Annotated in this window: 18 protein-coding genes; 10 read left to right on the forward strand and 8 right to left on the reverse strand. The window is 60.9% G+C overall.

Features of this window, described 5'->3' with window-relative positions:
- Window position 1: 1 nt before the first annotated feature.
- From ACN5AZ_RS00735 to ACN5AZ_RS00745, 3 genes are read right to left on the reverse strand one after another with little or no spacing between them, the layout of a single operon-like run.
- Window positions 2-1420, reverse strand: coding sequence for a protein adenylyltransferase SelO (locus ACN5AZ_RS00735; protein WP_419426932.1), 1419 nt, complete (start codon window positions 1418-1420; stop codon window positions 2-4).
- Window positions 1421-1461: 41 nt separating this feature from the next.
- Complete coding sequence (locus ACN5AZ_RS00740; protein ID WP_419426933.1) at window positions 1462-1908, reverse strand: GNAT family N-acetyltransferase; 447 nt, start codon at window positions 1906-1908, stop codon at window positions 1462-1464.
- The gene (locus ACN5AZ_RS00745; RefSeq protein ID WP_419426934.1) at window positions 1905-2846 is read right to left on the reverse strand and encodes a nucleoside hydrolase; all 942 of its coding nucleotides are present in this window, start codon (window positions 2844-2846) and stop codon (window positions 1905-1907) included. The genes ACN5AZ_RS00740 and ACN5AZ_RS00745 overlap by 4 nt, the downstream gene beginning before the upstream one ends.
- 250 nt (window positions 2847-3096) lie before the next feature.
- Here ACN5AZ_RS00745 and zwf point away from each other — a divergent pair, with 250 nt between their 5' ends.
- From zwf to ACN5AZ_RS00765, 4 genes are all read left to right on the forward strand, one after another.
- Window positions 3097-4551 (forward strand): glucose-6-phosphate dehydrogenase, encoded by a 1455-nt coding sequence (gene zwf / locus ACN5AZ_RS00750; RefSeq protein WP_419426935.1) that lies wholly within the window; start codon window positions 3097-3099, stop codon window positions 4549-4551.
- 29 nt (window positions 4552-4580) lie between these two features.
- The gene (gene pgl / locus ACN5AZ_RS00755) at window positions 4581-5258 is read left to right on the forward strand and encodes a 6-phosphogluconolactonase (protein ID WP_419426936.1); all 678 of its coding nucleotides are present in this window, start codon (window positions 4581-4583) and stop codon (window positions 5256-5258) included.
- 29 nt (window positions 5259-5287) lie between these two features.
- Window positions 5288-6865, forward strand: a complete 1578-nt coding sequence (pgi, locus tag ACN5AZ_RS00760; RefSeq protein WP_419426937.1) for a glucose-6-phosphate isomerase — start codon at window positions 5288-5290, stop codon at window positions 6863-6865.
- Window positions 6866-6970: 105 nt separating this feature from the next.
- The gene (locus tag ACN5AZ_RS00765; RefSeq protein ID WP_419426938.1) at window positions 6971-7756 is read left to right on the forward strand and encodes a PRC-barrel domain-containing protein; all 786 of its coding nucleotides are present in this window, start codon (window positions 6971-6973) and stop codon (window positions 7754-7756) included.
- A gap of 48 nt (window positions 7757-7804) precedes the next feature.
- On the opposite strand, the gene ACN5AZ_RS00770 is transcribed toward ACN5AZ_RS00765, so the two are convergent.
- The gene (locus tag ACN5AZ_RS00770) at window positions 7805-8227 is read right to left on the reverse strand and encodes a cupin domain-containing protein (RefSeq protein WP_419426939.1); all 423 of its coding nucleotides are present in this window, start codon (window positions 8225-8227) and stop codon (window positions 7805-7807) included.
- A gap of 101 nt (window positions 8228-8328) precedes the next feature.
- On the opposite strand from ACN5AZ_RS00770, the gene ACN5AZ_RS00775 reads away from it, so the two are divergent.
- From ACN5AZ_RS00775 to ACN5AZ_RS00795, 5 genes are all read left to right on the forward strand, one after another.
- The gene (locus tag ACN5AZ_RS00775; RefSeq protein WP_419426940.1) at window positions 8329-8949 is read left to right on the forward strand and encodes a holin-associated N-acetylmuramidase; all 621 of its coding nucleotides are present in this window, start codon (window positions 8329-8331) and stop codon (window positions 8947-8949) included.
- Entirely contained in the window at window positions 8940-9485 is a 546-nt protein-coding gene (locus ACN5AZ_RS00780; protein WP_419426941.1) for a holin family protein, read from the forward strand. The genes ACN5AZ_RS00775 and ACN5AZ_RS00780 overlap by 10 nt, the downstream gene beginning before the upstream one ends.
- Before the next feature lie 110 nt (window positions 9486-9595).
- A complete protein-coding gene (locus tag ACN5AZ_RS00785) occupies window positions 9596-11560 on the forward strand; it encodes a heme lyase CcmF/NrfE family subunit (protein WP_419426942.1) in 1965 nt (654 codons plus the stop codon).
- On the forward strand, window positions 11557-12036 hold the full coding sequence (locus ACN5AZ_RS00790; RefSeq protein WP_419426943.1) for a cytochrome c-type biogenesis protein: 480 nt from the start codon (window positions 11557-11559) through the stop codon (window positions 12034-12036). The genes ACN5AZ_RS00785 and ACN5AZ_RS00790 overlap by 4 nt, the downstream gene beginning before the upstream one ends.
- 117 nt (window positions 12037-12153) lie before the next feature.
- The gene (locus ACN5AZ_RS00795; RefSeq protein WP_419426944.1) at window positions 12154-12930 is read left to right on the forward strand and encodes an enoyl-CoA hydratase-related protein; all 777 of its coding nucleotides are present in this window, start codon (window positions 12154-12156) and stop codon (window positions 12928-12930) included.
- Between the two features lie 69 nt (window positions 12931-12999).
- Here the strand turns inward: ACN5AZ_RS00795 and ACN5AZ_RS00800 are convergent, their stop codons facing one another.
- The 3 genes from ACN5AZ_RS00800 to gltX all read right to left on the reverse strand — a co-directional run bounded on the left by ACN5AZ_RS00800 (window position 13000) and on the right by gltX (window position 18213).
- Entirely contained in the window at window positions 13000-15168 is a 2169-nt protein-coding gene (locus ACN5AZ_RS00800; RefSeq protein ID WP_419426945.1) for a hypothetical protein, read from the reverse strand.
- Between the two features lie 257 nt (window positions 15169-15425).
- Window positions 15426-16721: a citrate synthase gene (gltA, locus tag ACN5AZ_RS00805; protein ID WP_419426946.1), complete on the reverse strand. Its 1296-nt coding sequence runs from the start codon at window positions 16719-16721 to the stop codon at window positions 15426-15428.
- 85 nt (window positions 16722-16806) lie between these two features.
- The gene (gltX, locus tag ACN5AZ_RS00810) at window positions 16807-18213 is read right to left on the reverse strand and encodes a glutamate--tRNA ligase (protein ID WP_419426947.1); all 1407 of its coding nucleotides are present in this window, start codon (window positions 18211-18213) and stop codon (window positions 16807-16809) included.
- A gap of 165 nt (window positions 18214-18378) precedes the next feature.
- Here gltX and ACN5AZ_RS00815 point away from each other — a divergent pair, with 165 nt between their 5' ends.
- Window positions 18379-20343, forward strand: a complete 1965-nt coding sequence (locus ACN5AZ_RS00815) for a ComEC/Rec2 family competence protein (protein WP_419427449.1) — start codon at window positions 18379-18381, stop codon at window positions 20341-20343.
- Window positions 20344-20353: 10 nt separating this feature from the next.
- Here ACN5AZ_RS00815 and lexA read toward each other — a convergent pair whose 3' ends face one another.
- Window positions 20354-21049 carry a transcriptional repressor LexA gene (gene lexA / locus ACN5AZ_RS00820; RefSeq protein ID WP_419426948.1) on the reverse strand — a complete coding sequence of 232 codons (696 nt, stop codon included), beginning with the start codon at window positions 21047-21049 and terminating at the stop codon, window positions 20354-20356.
- Between the last annotated feature and the right edge of the window lie 19 nt (window positions 21050-21068).

The raw sequence follows: 21068 nt of genomic DNA on the forward strand, positions 1-21068 counted from the left end.
GTCAGGTCCCGCAGAATGTGGCCTGCACCCGCTCGTCCGGGGCAGGGGCCGCGCGCAGCCAGTGGTTGTCTGCCCGCGCATCGTAGGGCTGGGCCAGCGCCGCGTGCAGCCGGTGAAAGGGGGCGTCGTCGCCATCTACGGCGGCGGCGATGACAGCCTCGATCTGGTGGTTGCGCGGAATGACCCGAGGGTTGGCCGCGGCCATCACATCCTGGGCATCCGGTTCTGCCTCCAGCCGCTTTTGCCAACGGGCGTGCCAGTCATCGTAGGCGGCGCGGTCGGCAATCTCGTCCCGGGCAGAGCCGTCGGTCAAGGCCGCGAATGTGTTGGTGAAATCAGAGCCGCCTTTGTGCATCAACGACAACAGCTCGCCGATCAGCGGGCCGTCCTCATCACGTGGGGCGTCAATCCCCAGCTTGGCCGCAAAACGTGTCAGCCATTCGTGGCGCAACAGGTCGGGCATCTCCTCGATCATGGACTGGAACCGCGTCACGGCGGCCTCCTCGTCCGTCATTAAGGGAACAAGCGCCGAGGCCAGTTGCGCCATGTTCCACACGATGATGTCAGCCTGCGCGGCAAAGGCATAGCGGCCCTGCCGGTCAATCGACGAAAACACGCGGCGCGGATCATAGGCATCCATGAAGGCGCATGGCCCGTAGTCAATGGTTTCGCCGGACAGGGTGCAATTGTCGGTGTTCATCACCCCATGGATGAACCCAAGTCCCATCCATTGTGTCACCAGCGCCGCCTGCTTTTGGATGGTGGCGGCCAACAGGGCCTCTGGCCCATCGGCATTCGGAGCGTGTCGGTCACGGGTGTAGTCAAACAGGGTGCGCAGGGTGTCGGTTTCGCGCCGTGCGGCGAAATACTGGAAGGTGCCCACGCGGATGTGGCTTGAAGCGACACGGGTTAGCACCGCACCGGGCAACGGGCGTTCGCGGATCACCTCGTCGCCACTGCGCACGGCGGCCAAGGCACGGGAGGTCGGCACACCAAGCGCGTGCATCGCCTCGGACACGAGGTATTCGCGCAGAACCGGGCCAAGCCACGCGCGCCCATCACCGCGTCGCGAAAACGGGGTGGGGCCGGACCCTTTGAGCTGGATGTCGAAACGGCCCTGCGGGGTGACCACCTCGCCCAGCAGGTGGGCACGTCCATCGCCCAGTTGCGGAGAAAAGCCGCCGAACTGATGCCCCGCATAGACCTGCGCCAAAGGCTCGGCCCCCTCGGGGGGGTGGTTGCCGGACAACGCCTGCGCAAGCGTGTGCGCGTCGTCGGTGCCCGAGATGCCCAAGTCCTCCGCCAAAGCATGATTGAACGCGATCAGGCCGGGGTTGGAAACAGGCGTCGGATCGAGGCGGGCGAACAGCGGACCGTCAAGCCGGGCAAAGCTGTTGTCAAAGGGGATGTGCAGGGTCATGCCCGTGGATATAGGCGGCGCGGCCCCCGTTTGACAGGGGGTTACAGCACCCGCGACATGAACATGTAATCATCACGTGGCTTGAACCTTGCGCGGGCGTAGAACGCCTGTGCGCGCTCATCGCTGCGCCGCACTTCGAGATGCAGGGCGCGCACACCCGCGTCGCGCAGCGCTTTTGCGATGCCATCCAGGGCGTCGTGGCCCATGCCACGTCCGCGCACGGCGGGGCGGATGTAAAGCTCGTCAACGATGGCATCGAGCCCGCCATATTCGATCGACCAGCCGAAGGTGACTGTTACATATCCCACCGGCGCGCGGCGTAGCCCCACCATCCAGATCGCCCCGTGGGGCGAGCCTTCGAGCAGGGGGCTGACGGCGAGTTCCTGATGCTCTGCACTGGTGCCAAAGCCCATCTCCTGATGGAATCCGGCCACCAGAGGCAAGAGCTTTGGCGCATCATCCACGCCGGCAAGGTGCAGCGACTTCATAGCTTGGCCAATCGTTCGGCCAGCAGGGCAAAGAACCCGTCGGCATCAAGATCGCCGATGAAGTAGGCATTTGCGGGCCGGTCTGTCACGCCCCACCAATCTGCCACGGTCATGCCGCGTGTCAGATCCGACTGGGTTTCGATCTCGACGTTGATCTTGCGGCCCGAGAACAGCTTCGGCGCGATCAGGTAGCCGATGACACAAGGGTCATGCAGAGGCGCGCCTTCGGAACCGTATTTTTCCAGATCGAAGCGCTCGAAAAAATCGGTCATTTCGGCAACGGCGCGGCCGACGGGGGTTCCAAGGTCGCGGAAGGCGTCGTTGCGCGGGGGGGTGACCAGCGCCTTATGCGTGACGTCCAGCGGCAATACAGTGATCGGCGCGCCGCAGTCAAAGACGATCTTGGCGGCCTCGGGATCGACGTAGATGTTGAATTCCGCAGTGGGTGTGATGTTGCCCACCTCGAAATAGGCCCCGCCCATCAACACAATCTCTTGGATGCGTTCGGCAATATCAGGGGCCTTTTGCAAGGCGGTTGCGATATTGGTCAGCGGCCCCAATGGGCACAGCGTGATGGACTTTTCCGGGGCCGCACGCAGCGTGTCGATGATGTAGTCGACGCCGTGCTGGTCCTTGATGGGCATGGTGGGTTCCGGCAGCACCGGACCGTCGAGCCCCGTTTTGCCGTGCACATGTTCGGCGGTCACCAAGGTGCGGCCCAAGGGGCGCTCGCACCCGGCGTAGATTGCCACATCGCGCCGGTTGGCCAGCTCGCAGACAATGCGCGCGTTTCGGGTGGTCAGATCCAGCGGCACATTGCCCGCGACGGTGGTGATGCCCAAAAGCTCTACCTCCGGCGAGGCGAGCGCAAGCAGAATGGCAACGGCGTCGTCCTGACCGGGGTCTGTGTCGATGATGATTTTGCGGGCTTGGGTCATATGCTTGGTCTCCTGTCGGACAGGTTGGTGACATGCGGGCGGGACCGGCGCAAGCCATGGCGGGCGCGCTGGCGGGGCATTGCCAAAAGCTCGCCATAAAAATCACCGATATCCATTGAGAAGCGCCATATCGCTGTTAGACTCTGCGGCGAACATGGGGTAGATCAGCGGCAACAGGCTGCGTTATCGCTAACATGTCCCTTAGCAGGGCAGGTGGACGCAGTTCGCCCTAGAAAAAGGACCATCCGTCATGGTGTCACGCGTCATTCCTGTGGACCCCTTCGATCTGGTGATTTTCGGCGCGACCGGGGATCTTGCGCGACGCAAGATTCTTCCGGGCTTGTTCCGCCGGTTCTGTTCTGGCCAAATGCCGGAGGCGGCGCGCATTATCGGCGCGGCCCGGTCAGAGATGGACGATGCCGGTTTCCGCCAAATGGTCCGCGAGGCTATTGCGGAATTCGGCGGTGGACAGGCCTGCGAGGACGGCACGCTGGACGATTTCCTGTCGATGATCGGCTATGAACACGTGGACGCCATGGGCGACGGCGGCTGGGAGCAGCTGAAAGGACGGCTGCGTCCGGATATGGTGCGGGCGTTCTATTTCTCGGTCGCGCCCTCGCTGTTTGGTGCGCTGGCGGAACGTTTGCGCGGTTTCGGTCTGGCTGATGACGACAGCCGCGTGGTGGTCGAAAAGCCGTTCGGCAAGGATCTGGAAAGCGCGCGCGCGCTGAACCAGACGCTGGCGGAGCATTTCGACGAAACCCAGATCTACCGCATTGACCATTATCTGGGCAAAGAGACAGTGCAGAACCTGATGGCGGTCCGCTTTGGCAACATGCTGTTCGAGCCGCTGTGGAACGCGCAATACGTTGACCATATCCAGATCACGGTGGCGGAGACGGTCGATGTGTCGGGGCGTGGGGCCTATTACGACAAATCCGGCGCGATGCGGGACATGGTGCAAAACCACCTGATGCAGCTGTTGTGCCTGATCGCGATGGAGCCGCCCGCACGCTTTGAGCCCGATGCGGTGCGCGACGAAAAGCTGAAGGTGATCCGTGCGCTGGACCCCGTGGACTGGCATCACATCGTGCGCGGCCAGTACGGGCCTGACGAGAAGCAGGCGGGCTACCGCAGCCACGTCGAGGACCCCCGTTCGACCACGGAATCCTTTGTCGCGATGAAGGTCGGCGTGTCGAACTGGCGTTGGGCGGGCACGCCGTTTTATCTGCGCACGGGCAAGGCGCTGAAAGCGCGCGCCTCCGAGATCGCCGTGGTTTTCAAGGACGCCCCGCATTCGATTTTTGGTCCCGAAGCGGGCCGCCATGCCAACGTGCTGTCGATCCGGCTGCAGCCGAACGAGGGCATGAACCTTGGCGTGACGATCAAGGAACCGGGACCGGGGGGCATGCGCCTGAAAGATGTGGCTTTGGACATGACATTTGCCGATGCTCTGGGGCCGGATGCCGAGGATATTCCGGACGCCTACGAACGGCTGATCATGGATGTGATCCGCGGCAACCAGACCCTGTTTATGCGCGGGGACGAGGTCGAGGCCGCCTGGAGCTGGACCGACCCCATCATCGAAGGCTGGAAGCGCCGTGGCGATGTCCCCAAGGAGTATGAGGCCGGGTCCAATGGCCCCGAGGATGCGTTGATGTTGATGCATCGCGACGGCCGCAAATGGCGCGACATCCGCGTCTGACGCTTTTGCCAAACGGGAGGATTTGACCGATGGCGTATGAATTTATCGAATATGCGGACCGCGAAATGCTGTCCATTGAGCTGGCGCAGCGTTTGGCGGGCGATTTGCGCACGGCTTTGCAGCAACGCGATCGCGCTGCCCTGGTCGTGCCGGGCGGGACTTCGCCGGGACCGATCTTCGACGATCTGTGCGCGGCGGATCTGGATTGGTCGCGGGTCGATGTGTTGCTGGGCGACGAACGCTGGGTTCCGGAAGACAGCCCAAGGTCCAATACCGCGCTGATAAAGTCTCGTTTGCTGCAGGATCGTGCTGCAAGTGCCCGTTTCCTGCCGCTATATGCCCCCTTCGACACACCGGAAGAGGGTTTGCCCGAGCTGCAAAAGCCGATTGAGGCCGTGCTGCCCTTGGCCGTGGTTTTGCTGGGGATGGGGGCCGATATGCACACGGCCTCGCTTTTTCCCGGCGCGGACCGGCTTGAAGACGCATTGAAGCCCGATGCTTCTACATTGATGGCCATGCGCGCACCGGGTGCGCCAGAGCCCCGGATCACGCTGACCGCGCCTGTGCTGGATGGGGCGCTTGCCAAGCATGTGCTCATTTTCGGTGATGAAAAGCGCGCCGCACTGGACAATGCAAAGGGCCGCCCGGCAACCGAAGCACCCATCAACGCAGTGATTTCCGACGCCAAAGTGCATTGGGCCGTCTGATCCACAGACCGGCAAGACAGGGGATAAAGATGTTCGACAAGGTCAAGGTGGAGGCCGCGCGCCTCGCGCAGCAACGGATCGAAGCGCTGTTCGACGACAGCGGGCGTGCGGCGGATTTCAGTGTCTCGGCGTTGGGCATGCTGTTCGACTACTCGAAGACACAAATGGACGCCGCGGCCCGTCAAGCCTTGCTTGATCTGGTGGACCGGGCGGATGTGGCCGGGCGACGGGCGGCGATGTTCGCCGGTGAAAAGATCAACGAAACCGAAGGGCGCGCGGTTCTGCATACGGCGCTGCGCAATCTGGATGGCGGGCCGATCCATGTGGATGGCGCGGATGTCATGCCCGAGGTGCTGGCCACGCTGGGCCGTATGGAAGAGGTGGCACAAACGCTGCGCGGCTCGGACGTGCGCGATGTGGTCAATATCGGCATTGGTGGATCCGACCTTGGTCCTGTCATGGCGACACTGGCGCTGGCACCGTATCATGACGGACCGCGCACGCATTTTGTGTCCAACGTCGACGGGGCCGATATTGCCGACACGTTGAAACACTGCGATCCGTCGAAAACCGTATTTATCGTGGCGTCCAAAACATTCACCACGATCGAGACAATGACCAATGCGCGCACCGCCAAAGCGTGGCTGGAGCGGGCGGGCGTGTCCGACGCGGGAAAATTCATCGCCCTGTCGACCAACAAAGCGGCGGCTGCTGACTTTGGCATTCCGGCCGAGCGTGTGTTCGGCTTCGAGGATTGGGTCGGCGGGCGCTATTCGGTTTGGGGCCCGATTGGTCTGTCGCTGATGATTGCCGTTGGCCCTGATAATTTCCGCGCCTTCCTGCGCGGTGCGCAAGCTATGGATCAACACTTTCAACAGGCGGCACCGCTGGAAAACCTGCCCGTCATGCTTGCCCTTGTGGGGATCTGGCACAATCAGGGGCAGGGGCATGCGACCCGCGCGGTGCTGCCATATGACAACCGCCTGATGCGCCTGCCGGCCTATTTGCAGCAGCTCGAAATGGAGAGCAACGGCAAGGGGGTCAGCATGGATGGGGCCGATTTACCGTTTGAAAGCGGCCCGATTGTCTGGGGTGAGCCGGGGACCAACGGGCAGCACGCGTTTTATCAGCTGATCCATCAGGGGACGCGGATTGTGCCCTGTGAATTCATGGTGGCAGCACAAGGGCACGAAGCCGATCTGCGCCATCATCACGAGCTGTTGGTTGCCAACTGTCTGGCGCAGTCCGAGGCACTGATGCGGGGACGGTCGCTGGACGAGGCGCGCGCCAAGGTCGCGGATAAGTTCGACGGGGCCGAGCTGGAGCGGCAGGCGCGCCATCGTGTGTTCTCGGGCAACCGCCCGTCGACGACGCTGATTTACGACAAGTTGGATCCTGAAACGCTGGGCAAGATCGTGGCGCTGTACGAGCATCGCGTTTTTGTCGAAGGTGTCATCCTTGGCATCAATTCCTACGACCAATGGGGCGTGGAACTGGGCAAGGAACTGGCCACTGCCTTGGGTCCATTGGTGTCCGGCGACGCCCCGATCGAGGGCAAGGACGGATCCACAAGCCAGTTGTTGTCCTTCGTGCGCGCGCGGGCGTGATCTGTGAGGAGGTGCTTGTTGCCCCTCCTTTGCCTTGGGCAAAGATTGACCAGGAACAATTTCCAAGCGGTTGCGTTTCATCCTCAAGCCTAGGAGGTCCCTGAGATGAAACGCATTTTTCTGACCAGCGCGCTTGTCGCGTTGATGCCTGTCGCCGTCCTGTCACAAGCCGCATCGAATGAAAGCAGTGTCGAGGGCACTGGAATGATGATGGAAAACGACAGCGCGTCTGCGCCTGATGGTGCGATGCCGTCGGGGGACATGATGCAATCGGATGGTATGTCCGGCGAGATGATGTCGAATGGCCCGGTGCAATCAGGCGGGGCGGAGGGCGACCAATCCTTTGACCAATCCCCTGAACTGTCCTCTGGGCAGAACGGTTTGTCGCCTGACAGCGGCTCCGCCGATGCGCCGAGCCGAGACGACACAATCGTGAACACCGAGATGGACCCGACGCTTGCGGACCGTGATATGACCGCAGGCATGCGCAACCAGCCGCTTGACGACGGGCGGCCTGATCCATCGACAGGGCATCCTGCGCCGATGGGGATCTCTGGCACGATCACCGCGCAGGATATTGTGGGCAGCCGCTTTTATGTGATGCGCGGCGGTGGCGAGACGTGGGACGAGACCGCGATCTATGACGCCGTGAGCGAGGATTGGGAACGCGCCGGTTCGGTGCAGGATCTGGTGATTGATGCCGATGGCAAAGTCACCGGCATGGTGGCCGAGATCGGCGGGTTTCTGGGTCTTGGCGACAAGTTTGTGATGCTGACCCTTGATGAGGCCAAACTGATCCCGCTGCAGGACGGCAACTACGATGTGGTGACATTCTATTCCGAGGAACAGCTTGAGGATCGCGATGCCTATGATGCCGCGAATCTGGAATGACCGGCGCATCGAATTGACTGTTCAAGGCCCGCCCTTCGGCGGGTCTTTTCACGTGATATCAAAGCCTTCCGGTGCAAGGGTAAAGCCGCTGAACTGAAACGCCGGCGATACGGTGCATCCCACAAGGGCCCAGTGATCCAAGCCACGAGCAGCTTGCCAGTGGCCCGTTTCGACGATCTGTTGGGGGCGCTGGCCTGCTGCCAGATCCGGCCCTAGCATATGATCAACCCGTGGTCCGGCAGACGTTGCCGCCGTCGACAGGATCACCGGGCCTCCCGCGTACCAGTGCCAGATCTCGGCCGCATCTACATGGTGCCAATGGCTGCGTTCCCCCGCCTTGAGCAGAAAGTAGATGCAGGTGCCGGAGGGGCGCACACCGGCTTCGGCCTCGGCGATCCATGTCTGCTTGTAATGGCCGCCTTCGGGGTGCGGTTGGAGGTCCAGCAGGGCGATGATCTCTTCCGCTGTCATGGGGCTGTAAGGGGGCAACGTGCGCTCCTGTGAAGATGGGTTAACCCTGCGTGGTCAGCTTGCCTGCATCAAGCATTGCTTGACGAGCAGGAGGCACAAAGATGTCAAACAAGCGAACAGTTCGGCAGATGGCCGAAGAAATCGTTGCCCGCGAGGGCGGCTATGTCAACGACCCCGACGATCCCGGTGGGGCGACAAATTACGGTGTGACCATTCACACCATGCGCCGCTTGGGTCTGGATCTGGATGGCAACGGGCGGGTCGATGTTGCCGATGTCAAACGGATCACCCGCGCGCAGGCGGTGGATATCTACATCGACCATTACTTTCACAGGCCCCGTATCGCGGAATTGCCGGAGGTGTTACATGCGACGGTATTTGACATGTATGTCAACGCCGGAGCCCATGCGGTGCGCATTCTCCAACGGCTGTTGAATGATATGGACGAGCGGTGCTCTGTCGACGGGGCAATCGGTCCGCAGACCATTGCGGCCTGTGCACGGGCATACGGCAAAGCGCCAGATCATCTGGCCGATGCCTATGGCATTGCGCGGCGCAATTACTATTTCCGCCTTGCGGATCAACGCCCGTCGTCACGCAAATATGCGCGCACGCGGGCGGGGGCCAAGGGTGGGTGGATCAAACGCGCCGAAGAGTTCATCTCGCCACGCTATCACATGACCGAGGCCGAATTCCGCGCACGGGTGGCGGCATGGGTCTAATACAGACTTTGACCGGTTTGCTGTTCGGATCGGGGCGCAATGTTGTGGCCGAAACGGCCGAGGTGTTCCGCGTGAATGCCGAACAGCAGGCCGTGCGGGGCGCTGCGGCACAGGCTGCGGCCCTCGCGCAATTCGGCAATGAGTTTCGTGTGGTCCAAAGGTCGTGGTTTGATCGGCTGATGGATGCGTTGAACCGTATCCCGCGCCCCGCCATGGCTTTGGGCACATTGGGATTGTTTGTGACGGCCATGGTGGACCCTGTCTGGTTCGCAGCGCGTATGGCGGGCATCGCCTTGGTGCCAGAGCCGCTGTGGTGGCTGTTGGGGGCGATCGTGTCCTTCTACTTTGGGGCCCGACATCAGGCCAAAGGACAGGATTTCCAGCGCGAGATCGCGGCAACCATGGCGGCAGTGCCAAACGTCGTGGACACGGTTCGCAATGTCGAGGCGATGCGCGACATCACACCGGAGGCTGCCGAAGATGTGACCCCGGGCGACAACCCCGCCCTGTCCGACTGGAAGCGCCATTCCGTTTGAGCGCTGAATGATCTGTCGCGGGGCGGCATGGCGCAGCCCTGCGACATTGTGAATAGGGGGGCGTGGCATTTGGCGTTGGCGCTGGTCTGCGGGCAAACTATAACCGCCCCATGATAGCAGAACTCGGTCACTTCGCCCTCATCCTTGCATTTCTGGTCTCGCTTGTTCAGGCGATTGTGCCCCTGATCGGGGCGCATAAACGCTGGCCGGGCTGGATGTCTGTGGCTGAACCGGCGGCGACGGCGCAGTTCCTGCTGACCGCAGGCAGCTTTGCGGCGCTGACCTATGCCTTTGTGGTGTCGGACTTTTCACTCAGTCTTGTGGTCGGAAACTCGCATACGGCGAAGCCCATGCTGTATAAAATTTCCGGCGTTTGGGGCAATCACGAAGGGTCGATGCTGCTGTGGGTGTTGATCCTTGCCCTGTTCGGCGCGATGGCGGCATGGTTCGGGGGCAATCTGCCACCGACCTTGCGGGCGCGGGTTCTGGCGGTGCAGTCGTCGGTGTCGGCTGCGTTCTTTGCCTTTATCCTGTTCACGTCGAACCCGTTTATCCGGCTTTCGGTGCCGCCGATGGATGGGCAGGATCTTAACCCGCTGCTGCAGGATCCCGGTCTCGCCTTCCACCCACCGTTTTTGTACCTCGGATATGTGGGGCTAAGCATATGTTTCAGCTTTGCCGTCGCCGCCCTGATCGAAGGGCGGGTTGATGCGGCTTGGGGGCGCTGGGTGCGCCCTTGGACGCTGGCAGCTTGGGTGTTCCTGACCATCGGGATCGCTTTGGGATCGTGGTGGGCCTATTACGAATTGGGCTGGGGCGGTTTCTGGTTCTGGGATCCGGTCGAAAATGCATCCTTCATGCCGTGGCTGTTCGCGGCGGCGCTGCTGCATTCCGCGATTGTGGTTGAAAAGCGCGAGGCGCTGAAAAGCTGGACCATCCTTCTGGCCATTCTTGCCTTTGGGTTCTCGCTCATCGGGACATTTATCGTGCGTTCCGGGCTGCTGACCTCTGTACACGCCTTTGCCAATGATCCGGAGCGTGGGGTGTTCATCCTTGGGATTCTGGTGGTGTTCACCGGTGGGGCACTGACCCTGTTTGCCGCGCGCGCCACGGTGATGGAGGCGAAGGGCGTCTTCGGTGTGGTCAGCCGCGAATCCGCTTTGGTGGCCAACAACATCCTCTTGGCGGTCTCGTCCTTTGTGGTGTTTGTCGGCACGATCTGGCCGCTGGTGGCCGAGATGGCATTTGACCGCAAACTGTCAGTCGGGCCGCCGTTTTTCGAACTGGCGTTTACCCCCTTCATGGTGGCGCTGGGACTGCTGCTGCCGATCGGTGCCATGTTGCCGTGGAAGCGGGCGACGGCGGGCCGCGTCATGCGCCAGCTTGTGCCGGCCTTTGGTCTTGCACTGGCATTGGCCGGGCTTGTCTGGGCGATGCAGACGGGGCGCAGCCTGCTCGGGCCGGTCGGTGTGTTTCTAGGCGCGTGGTTGGTGGCCGGTGCCATCACCGATTTGTGGAGCCGTACAGGCCGCAATCGGGATCTGTCACGCTTGCTGCGGCTGCCGCGTGCCGATTGGGGAAAATCCGTGGCCCATGGTGGGCTGGGGATCACCATGCTTGGCATTGCGGGTCTCATGGCCTGGGAGCAGGAGGACATTCGGACTGTCCATTTGGGCGCTCCGTGGGAGGTCGGGCAGTTCACCTTTGAATTGCAGGATGTGACCCGCGAACAGGGACCGAACTACATCGCCACGCGCGGTGATGTGGTGGTGCGCCGCGATGGCGCGTTCATCGCACGACTGGCGCCGGAAAAGCGCAATTATCCGGTGCAGCAAATGCCCACCACCGAGGCCGCAATCGATTATCGTTTCTTGCGCGACATCTACGTGGTGATCGGTGATCCGCAACCCGATGGCGGCTGGGTCATGCGCATCTACATCAAACCGCTGGCCAACTGGATCTGGGCGGGCTGTATTCTGATGGCGATCGGCGGGGCGATCAGCCTGTCGGACCGCCGTTACCGTGTTGCGGCCGGTGCGCGCAAGACAACCGCATCGGGGGTGCCTGCACAATGACGTCTCGATCCCAGTTCATGCGTTGGGGGCAGGGTGCGGTGTTCGCCCTGCTGGCCAGCGCCGCTCTGGCCGTTCAGCCCGACGAGGTGCTGGACGATCCGGCGCTAGAGGCGCGGGCGCGCGACATTTCCGCAGGTCTGCGGTGTCTGGTCTGCCAGAACGAAAGCATCGACGAAAGCAATGCCTCGCTTGCGCGGGATTTGCGTTTATTGGTGCGTGAACGGCTTGTGGCGGGGGACACGGACGTCGAGGTGGTCGACTATATCGTCGCACGCTACGGCGAGTTTGTTCTGCTCAAACCCACGGCAGGCGGATGGAACTGGCTGCTTTGGGCGGCGGGGCCCGCGATGTTTGTGGCGGCTTTGGGGATGGGCGCGGTCTATGTCCGCCGTCGGTCACGGTCTGGCAACGATCTGGGTGAGGGGGCGCTTAGTCCCGAGGAACAGCGCCGCCTGTCCGAAATTCTCGAAGACTAGGGCCATCGGGGACGTGACGTCCTGACACGGCTTTCACATTGCCTTGGCCTTGGCGGGGGTGTTTCATGGCGCCAAAGCGGCCGCTTGGCGTGCTGCGACGCCAAGAGGAGCCCCCCAATGATCTACGACACGATCACCTATGATCTAAGCGATGATATCGCCACCATCACCCTGAACCGGTCAGAGGTGATGAACGCGCTGAACACCCAGATGCGCGCCGAGATCACGGACGCCTTTGGCCGTGGCGGGCGCGAGGCGCGCGTGGTGGTGATGACCGGCAAGGGCGGAGCCTTTTGTTCGGGTCAGGATCTGGGGGATCGCGAAACCGTGGCGTCTTTGGATCTGGAACGCATTTTGCGCGATGAATACGTGCCGATGCTGAAATCGATTTACGACTGCCCCGTTCCGACGATCTGTGCCGTGAACGGTGCGGCGGCGGGGGCGGGGGCCAATCTCGCCCTGTCAGCGGATGTGGTAATTGCCACGCAAAGCGCGTTTTTCATGCAAGCCTTTACCAAGATTGGCCTGATCCCTGACGCGGGCGGCACATGGTTCCTGCCGCGTCAGATCGGCATGGCCAAGGCGATGGGGGCGGCCCTGTTTGCCGACCGGATCACCGCAGAGCAGGCCGATGCCATGGGCATGATCTGGGAGCACGTGCCTGACGACCAGTTCGAGGCGCATGTGGCGAGGCGCGCGGCGCATCTGGCCAAAGGCCCGACAGCCGCTTATGCCAAGGTCAAGGAGGCGATGTTTGCCTCGCTTGGCAATGATCTTGAGGCACAACTGGCGGTCGAGGCGCGGCTTCAGGGGGAATGCGGCAAGACCCGTGATTTCAAAGAAGGCGTGGTCGCCTTTATGGAAAAACGCGCGCCGGTGTACGAAGGTCGCTGATCCAAACCGTGATGCAAACGAAAGGGGCGCCCGAATGGACGCCCCTTTGTGTTTGGCGATGTGCCGGTCCTACATAAAGACCAGCTCTTCTTCGGCGGGCTGGGCTTCTTCCTCGGCCAGACCGTCTTCTTCGTCGTCCTTGGTCAGATCGTCGAACAGAACCGCATATTGGGCACATTCCGCATGCTCAGCCGAGCTGCTGTCGGTATAGCGCAGATCATCCACGGCACCGGAACCTGTCAGGTTTACGTCCAGACGGGCGACACCTTCGGCGTTCAGCTCGATCTCTTGCAGCGAGTTGTTGCCCGCGCCGGGGATGGCAACGGAGTTGATCAATTCGCCGTCGACATCATACAGATCGATGGAGCCGCCTTCTTCCTCGACGTCGAGGATGGTCAGACCGGCCACATCTGCCACGGTGTCGAACTCAAAGCTGATCGTGCCGCCATGGGCGTTGTCATCCGCATCAGAGGCGTCGTTGTCCTCGGAGATGATGATGGCGTTGCCCTGACCCGTGTACGCCAGATCGCTGTCGCCGCCGGTGGGGTTCGCGGTGTCGAACAGCATCGCGTCGTTTTCGCTGTCGGCGGCATCGCCTGTGCGCTGCGCCGTGACAGTGACGCCTGCGTATTGATCGCTGACCGTGTCACCGGATTGGCCCTCGTCAAAGTCCTGAACGACTTCAACGCCGGAGCCGCTGTCGCCGCCTTCGACCGGAACTTCGGTTTCGACGGTTTCAGTGATGGTCAGGTTGTCGAAGTAGATCTGTTCGTTGCTGGCACTGATGTCCGAGCGCATGTAGAACTGCACGCTGCTGGCCTCGGCCAAGGCGCCGCCTTCATAGGTCAGCGTTTCGCCGTCGGCATCAATTGTCTGGCCGGTGGTGTTGCCCACCAGCGCGGTTCCGGCATCGTTCACCATGAAGGTGTCCAGATGGACCCATTCGGACCCATCGATCAAAGCCCACATTTCCAGCGTATCGGCGTGATGACCGCTGTTTTCGAAGTTGGCCGCGTTCGGGGTGCGGGCATCGATCGAGATTGTGGCCGGCCCATCGACAGAAACCTCTTGGAACCGGATGCCGCCGTCGTCATAGCCGTCGGTCTGCAGCTCGCCGTGGCGCATGTCCCAGCCGGTGCGACCGTCGACCGCATCAGCATGGGCTGCAGAGGTGTTGGAGCCGGAATCGAAGGTCTCGACCAGTACTTCGTTCTCTTCAACGACGGTTTCGGTTGCCCCGGTCCAGACGGTGTCGGACACCTCGACATTGTCGACGAAGATCTGTTCGTTTGCGGCGGAAATATCAGCCGACAGAACGAGTTGCACAGTGTTTGCACCATCCAGCGCGCCGCCGGAATAGGTCAGCGTCTGGGTGTCTGCGGTGATCGTCTGGCCGGTGGTGTCACCCACAAGCGCGGTGCCATCGGCATTCACGGTGAAGGTGTCCAGCAGCTCCCATTCGGCGCCATCGATCTGGACCCAAACCGCAAGGCTGTCACCGGCGGTGCCACCAGCTTCGAAATATTCGGTGTGCGGGGCACGTGCGTCAAAGGAGACGGTCGCATTGCCAGAGATATCGACCGCTTCGAACCAGATGTTGCCGTCGTCGTGGCCGTTGGTTTCAAGCTGCCCGTTGGTGATGTCCCAGCCATCGTTGTACTGCACCTGCGCGCTGTCGGTGGCATGGGCGATGCCCTCGAAATCTGCGGTGAGCACGGTGGTGGTCTCGTAAACGCCGCCGGGAGTGTCGGTGGACGTGCCGACGCCGCCTGTCAGGGCCAGACCGTTGCCGGTTTCCGTGTTCACCACGGCAGTCAGGTTGGTCAGATCCAGATCCGAGATGTCGAGATTGTAGTCGCCGCCGTCCATGTACATGGTCAGCATGGCCTGATCGACATCGCCGTTCGACGAGTAGGGCACGGTGCCGAATTCCAGACGAACGTCATAGTTGTCCTGAATCTGCGCGCCATTGTTCATCTGGTTGAGCGACCCGGTGGCCACATCAAAACCGGTCACATTCTCGCCGTTCGAGCCGATCGATTCATCGAAGCCCGGATAGATGGTCAGCGTATCGACCAGCGACGGATCGTTCAGGTTAAAGAACAGCGCGTCGAGATCGGTGTTCTCGGGGTCTTCTGCAAAGACCTGAAGCAGCAGGTTGCCGCCGTCTTCGATAACGACAAGGCGGACCTGAGGATCGCAACCGAGCAGGATCTCGGTACTGGGTGACGTAGACATTCGTTAACTCCGTTGAATGCGGCAAGGAGAGGCAGGTTCGGCACCTTTTTGCCCCGATTTCGCCACAGGTTCCCGACATTTGCCGGAAACAGTGCGTTTCCGCCCATTCACCGCCATATTTGGCGCTAGGCGCTGCGCAAATGGTTAACAATATCTGCACTGTTTATGCATTGGTTACTTTACGTGAAAACTCCCCCTTAACAGAAATGGCCGCCCCAAGGTGGAGCGGCCATTGATTCTGTCTCGTTTGCAGCGAGTTAGCGCTTTTCGATATCCACGTAATCACGAGCTGTTTCGCCCATGTACAACTGACGCGGGCGCCCGATTTTCATTTGCGGATCGTTGAGCTGTTCTTTCCACTGCGAGACCCAGCCAACCGTGCGCGACAGCGCAAAGATCGGGGTGAACATCGAGGTGGGGAAGCCCATCGCTTCGAGGATAATGCCCGAGTAGAAGTCGACGTTCGGGAACAGCTTTTTCTCTGCGAAATACGGATCTTCCAGAGCGGCCTTTTCCAGTTCTTTCGCAACCTGCAGAATCGGGTTGTCCTCGACACCCAGCAGATCCAGCACCTCGTCCGCGGACTGCTTCATCACTTTGGCGCGCGGGTCAAAGTTCTTGTAGACGCGGTGGCCAAAGCCCATCAGGCGGAACGGATCGTTCTTGTCCTTGGCGCGGGCGATGAATTCCGGGATGCGGTCGACCGAACCGATTTCCTTGAGCATCTCAAGGCAGGCCTGGTTCGCACCGCCATGCGCCGGACCCCACAGGCAGGCGATGCCCGCTGCGATACAGGCGAAGGGGTTCGCGCCCGAGGAAGACGCCAGACGCACGGTCGAGGTCGAGGCGTTCTGCTCGTGATCGGCGTGCAGGGTAAAGATGCGGTCCATGGCGCGGGCCAGAACCGGATCCACGTTATACTGTTCGGCCGGAACAGCAAAACACATATGCAGGAAGTTTTCTGCATAGGTCAGGTCGTTTCGGGGATAAACAAAGGGCTGGCCCACAGAATATTTATACGCCCATGCCGCGATCGTCGGCATTTTCGCGATCAGACGGTGGGACGCGATCTCGCGCTGGCGCGGATCCGAAATATCGGTGCTGTCGTGATAGAACGCGGCCATCGCGCCCACAACACCCACCATGGTTGCCATCGGGTGCGCGTCCCGGCGGAAACCACGGAAGAAGTTCACCATCTGCTCGTGGATCATTGTGTGACGCGTGATGGTGTTTTCAAACTTCTCCATCTCTGCAGCGGAGGGCAGCTCTCCGTAGAGCAGCAGATAGCACACTTCGAGATAGTTGGACTTTTCCGCAAGCTGATCAATGGGGTAGCCACGGTGCAGCAGCTCGCCCTTGCCGCCATCAATAAAGGTGATGGTGCTGTCGCAGGACGCGGTCGAGGTAAAGCCGGGATCATAGGTGAAGACACCCGCCTGACCGTACAGCTTGCGGATGTCGATGACGTCCGGGCCAGCGGTGGGCGAGTGCACGGGCAACTCGTAGGACTGACCATCCAAGGTCAGTGTTGCGGTCTTTTCGGTCTCAGCCATGCTTGTCATCCTTCGTCAAAATGGGGGCAGGGCCGCTCCTCCGCGGCCCAAGCGTGAATTCCTACATGGCCGAACACCACCGCCGTCAGGCTGTCGTTTCGGCCGCCTGGGACAGGCGCGCGATAGAGGCGTCGCGGCCCAAAACCAGCATCATATCAAAGACGGAAGGGGTGGCGGCTCGGCCGGCCAAAGCGGCGCGCATTGGCGCTGCAAGCTTGCCGAATTTCATCCCCTGTTCCTCGCAGAAGCGGTTTAATTCCGCCTCCAGTTCGTCTCGGCTCCAGCTAGCATTTTGCAGATGCGGCGTCAACGCGCCCAGTATACCACGGGATACCGAATCCAGTGACTTGGCCGCTTTCTCCTCTGGGACGATGGGCGTTTCGGTCAGGATAAAATGTGCCTTATCAAGGAGTTCGGGGAAGGATTTGGCCCGCTCTTTCAAGCAATACATACCTGTCAGTATCCCGTCACGTTGACCTTCGGTCAGCGCGGGTGCGCCGGTCGCTTGTAAAAATGCCTCCAGTTCATGCAGCAATGCGGCATCCTCGCTGGCGGCGATATGCTGGCCGCACAGATTTTCAAGCTTCTTGAAATCGAAGCGCGCAGGCGACTTTCCGATTCCTTCCAGATCGAACCATTCTTTTGCCTGATCATCGGTAAAGAATTCGTCATCGCCGTGGCTCCACCCGAGGCGGGCCAGGTAATTGCGCATGCCCGCGGCGGGGTAGCCCATTTTCTGGTATTCGTCCGCGCCCAAAGCACCATGGCGCTTCGACAGCTTTTTGCCGTCGGCCCCATGGATCAAAGGAATGTGGGCGTAGACGGGCAGAGGCCAGCCCATCGCCTCATAGATCCCCATTTGGCGCGCGGCGTTGTTAAGATGGTCGTCGCCGCGAATGACATGGGTGACGCCCATGTCGTGATCATCCACCACCACGGCCAGCATATACACCGGCGTGCCGTCCGAGCGCAGCAGGACCATGTCGTCAAGTTGGTCGTTGCGGATCGTGACCGTGCCTTGCACCTGATCGTCGATGACGGTTGCCCCCTCTTGCGCGGTCTTTAAGCGCACGACATAGGGAAGATCTGGGTGGGTCGCCGGATCAGCGTCGCGCCAAGGGCTCTGGAACAGGGTCGATTTCCCCTCGGCGCGGGCGGCCTCGCGGAAAGCTTCGATCTCGTCCTGCGTCGCGAAACATTTGTACGCGGCGCCTTTGGCGAGCAATTCATGCGCGACTTCTGCATGACGATCCGCCCGATCGAATTGGCTGATCACCTCGCCGTCGTGGTCGAGCCCGAGCCAATCCAAACCTTTCAGAATGGCTTCGGTCGCCTCGGGGGTGGAGCGTGCGCGGTCGGTGTCCTCGATACGGAGCAGGAATTTTCCGCCCCGACCGCGTGCATACAGCCAATTGAACAGCGCAGTGCGTGCGCCACCGATATGAAGAAAGCCGGTGGGCGAGGGCGCGAAACGGGTCACGACTTGGGTCATCTTGGTTAACCTTATTCTAACAGTGGCGAGCTAGCCTTTGGGCGTTCCATACCCAGCCCCGTGCATCGGGGCAAGCGGAGGCCCGGATTGGTGCGACGGTTCATTGCTTTGGCCGAGCAGGCACTTATGGTGCAAAGCGGGCATCTGTTTGTCTGGTCTCCTGTAATGCTAGGGGTCGGAATAGGGACATATTTCAGCCTCCGGGTTGAGCCTGCTTTCTGGATGCTTTGCGCGTGCGTGGCGTTTGGGCTTTTGGTTGTCGCGCACCGGCGTTTTGCGTTTGGCGCTGTAGCTGGCCTTTTGTTGACCGGCATGTGCCTGACATCTCTGGGTTTTGGAATCGCGGGGTTAAGGGCGCATGCGGTAAGCGGTCCCGTCATCAAGTATCGCCATTACGGTGCGATTGAGGGGCGTGTCGTTGCTATAGACCGCTCGGCATCGGACGCTGTGCGTTTGACACTGGACCGCGTGGTGTTGGAGCGCACGGACCCTAAGGATGTTCCCAAAAGAGTGCGCGTTTCGCTGCATGGCGGGCCCAATGTGCAGCCAACGCCCGGAATGATCGCGATTCTGACCGGTCATTTAGGTCCGCCTGGCGGTGCGGTTGAACCGGGCGGCTTCGATTTTCGACGTCATGCATGGTTTTTGCGGCTGGGCGCTGTGGGATATACGAGGTCTCCGGTTTTGCTGCTGGACGAACCGTCTGGCGGGTTGCTCGTATTCCGTGCCCGTCGGGCTTTGTCGTCTTATGTAACTCAGAAGCTGCCCGGGGAAACCGGGGCGTTCGCTGCGGCGATTATGAGCGGTGATCGTTCTGATGTGGGGCAAGCGACGTTGCAGGCGCTGCGCGACAGTAATCTCGCGCATTTGCTGGCAATTTCTGGTCTGCATATGGGACTTTTGTCAGGCTTTGTGTTCGCGGCTTTAAGGTTGCTGCTTCTGACTGTGCCGACCGTGCGCCATCATTGGCCGGTTAAGAAACTCGCCGCCGGAGGCGCCCTGATCGTCGCGGCGGGTTACCTCGCCTTGTCCGGCGGAAATATCGCCACCGAACGTGCTTTCATCATGGTGGCAGTCGCGTTGACAGCAATCATGGTAAACCGCCGCGCCATTTCTTTGCGTACTGTTGCAATTGCTGCCTTAATGGTCCTGCTGCTGCGCCCTGAGGCATTGCTTAGCCCGGGTTTCCAGATGTCATTTGCGGCGACGGTGGCCTTGGTCGCGGTGTTCGAAGGGCTGTCGCGGCGGAACGCTCTCGGCTCTCTACCAAAGGTTCTGTCCGGCGTATTGTCGTTGGTCGTGTCGTCTGCTGTTGCCGGTGCTGCCACCGCGCCCGTGGGTATGGCCCACTTTAACCAAGCATCAGTCTATGGATTGCTGGCCAATCTGGTGAGCGTGCCGGTGATGGGTCTTTTGGTCGTACCAGTTGGCGTATGTGCAGTGCTGCTAATGCCGTTCGGCGTGGATGTTCTGGCACTTACGGTCATGGGGTGGGGGTTGGACTGGATACTGGCTGTCGCCAAAGCGGTGGCATCTTGGCCGGGGGCGACACGGGCGGTGATGGCGCCGCCACCAACGGTGCTGGCGGTGATTGCCTGCGGGGGGCTGATTTTGTGCTTATGGCGCGGCGTTGGGCGGGTCGCTGGGGTTCTACCTATCGGAATTGGGTGTGCGTTTTGGGCTATGGCCGACCGTCCAGAGGTGTTGATCGCCGACAACGGGACACTCGTAGGGATAATGACAGAACAGGGACGCGCTATATCACGATCAAAAGGAGCCAGTTTCATTGCTCAAAACTGGCTGGAGAATGACGGCCACGGGCTTACCCAAGGGGACGCCGCAGAGCTTTGGCCGGGCATTCGGGAGGGGAGCATAGTTCGGGCGCGGATCGGTACGCATGAGGTGGTACATCTGCAAGGACAGCGGGCCGTCGACGGTTTTGGACCATGCCAACCCCACCAAATTATCGTGGCCAGCGTCGATTACCCGAGCGACGAGGAGTGTACCGTGTATGACATCGGCGGTTTGAGTCGCACGGGGGCTGTCGCGCTAGCTTTTCAGGATGGAAATGTGGTCGTGACCACTGCGTCGCAAACCAGTGGTCACCGTCTTTGGAGCTTAGCGCCGTAGCGATGACAGCTTAATAGGTGCGGATCAGTCCCACCAATCGACCCTGCACAGAAACGGCACCTTTAGGCAGCATGCGCGATTCATACGCCGGGTTTGCGGCTTCGAGAACGATCATATCGCCCTTTTCGCGGAACCGTTTCAACGTCGCCTCGTATCCTTCGATCTGGGCCACGACAATATCGCCCTCAGAGGCGCTTTCGGTTTCGCGGATAACCACGACATCGCCGTCATTGATCCCGGCATCGATCATGGAATCGCCTTTGACCTCAAGCGCATAATGCCGGCCGACGCCTTGCAGCATGCCGCCTGGAACTGTGATCGCCTGCGGTTGATCGTTGATGGACTGAATGGGAACACCGGCCGCAATACGACCCATCAGCGGCAGTTCCGCCACGCCTGCAGCGGAGATTTCCGTTGCTTGCGCAGGGAGGCTGTCGGGGCGGTCCCCGTCGATCACCTGTGGTGTGAACCCCGAGGGTTGACCGCCCAAAGTTTCAGGAAGCTTAACAATCTCGATCGCACGTGCCCGATGTGCCAGACGGCGGATGAAGCCGCGTTCTTCCAAAGCGGTGATGAGCCTATGAATTCCGGACTTGGAGCGTAAATCCAGAGCGTCTTTCATTTCATCGAAAGAGGGCGGTACGCCGTCCTGCTGCATGCGTTTGTTGATAAAATCAAGCAAATCCAATTGTTTCTTGGTCAGCATAGACGTCCCCAATGTGCAG

The sequence above is a fragment of the Sagittula sp. SSi028 genome, assembly GCF_048553715.1.
Classification (GTDB): Bacteria; Pseudomonadota; Alphaproteobacteria; order Rhodobacterales; family Rhodobacteraceae; genus Sagittula.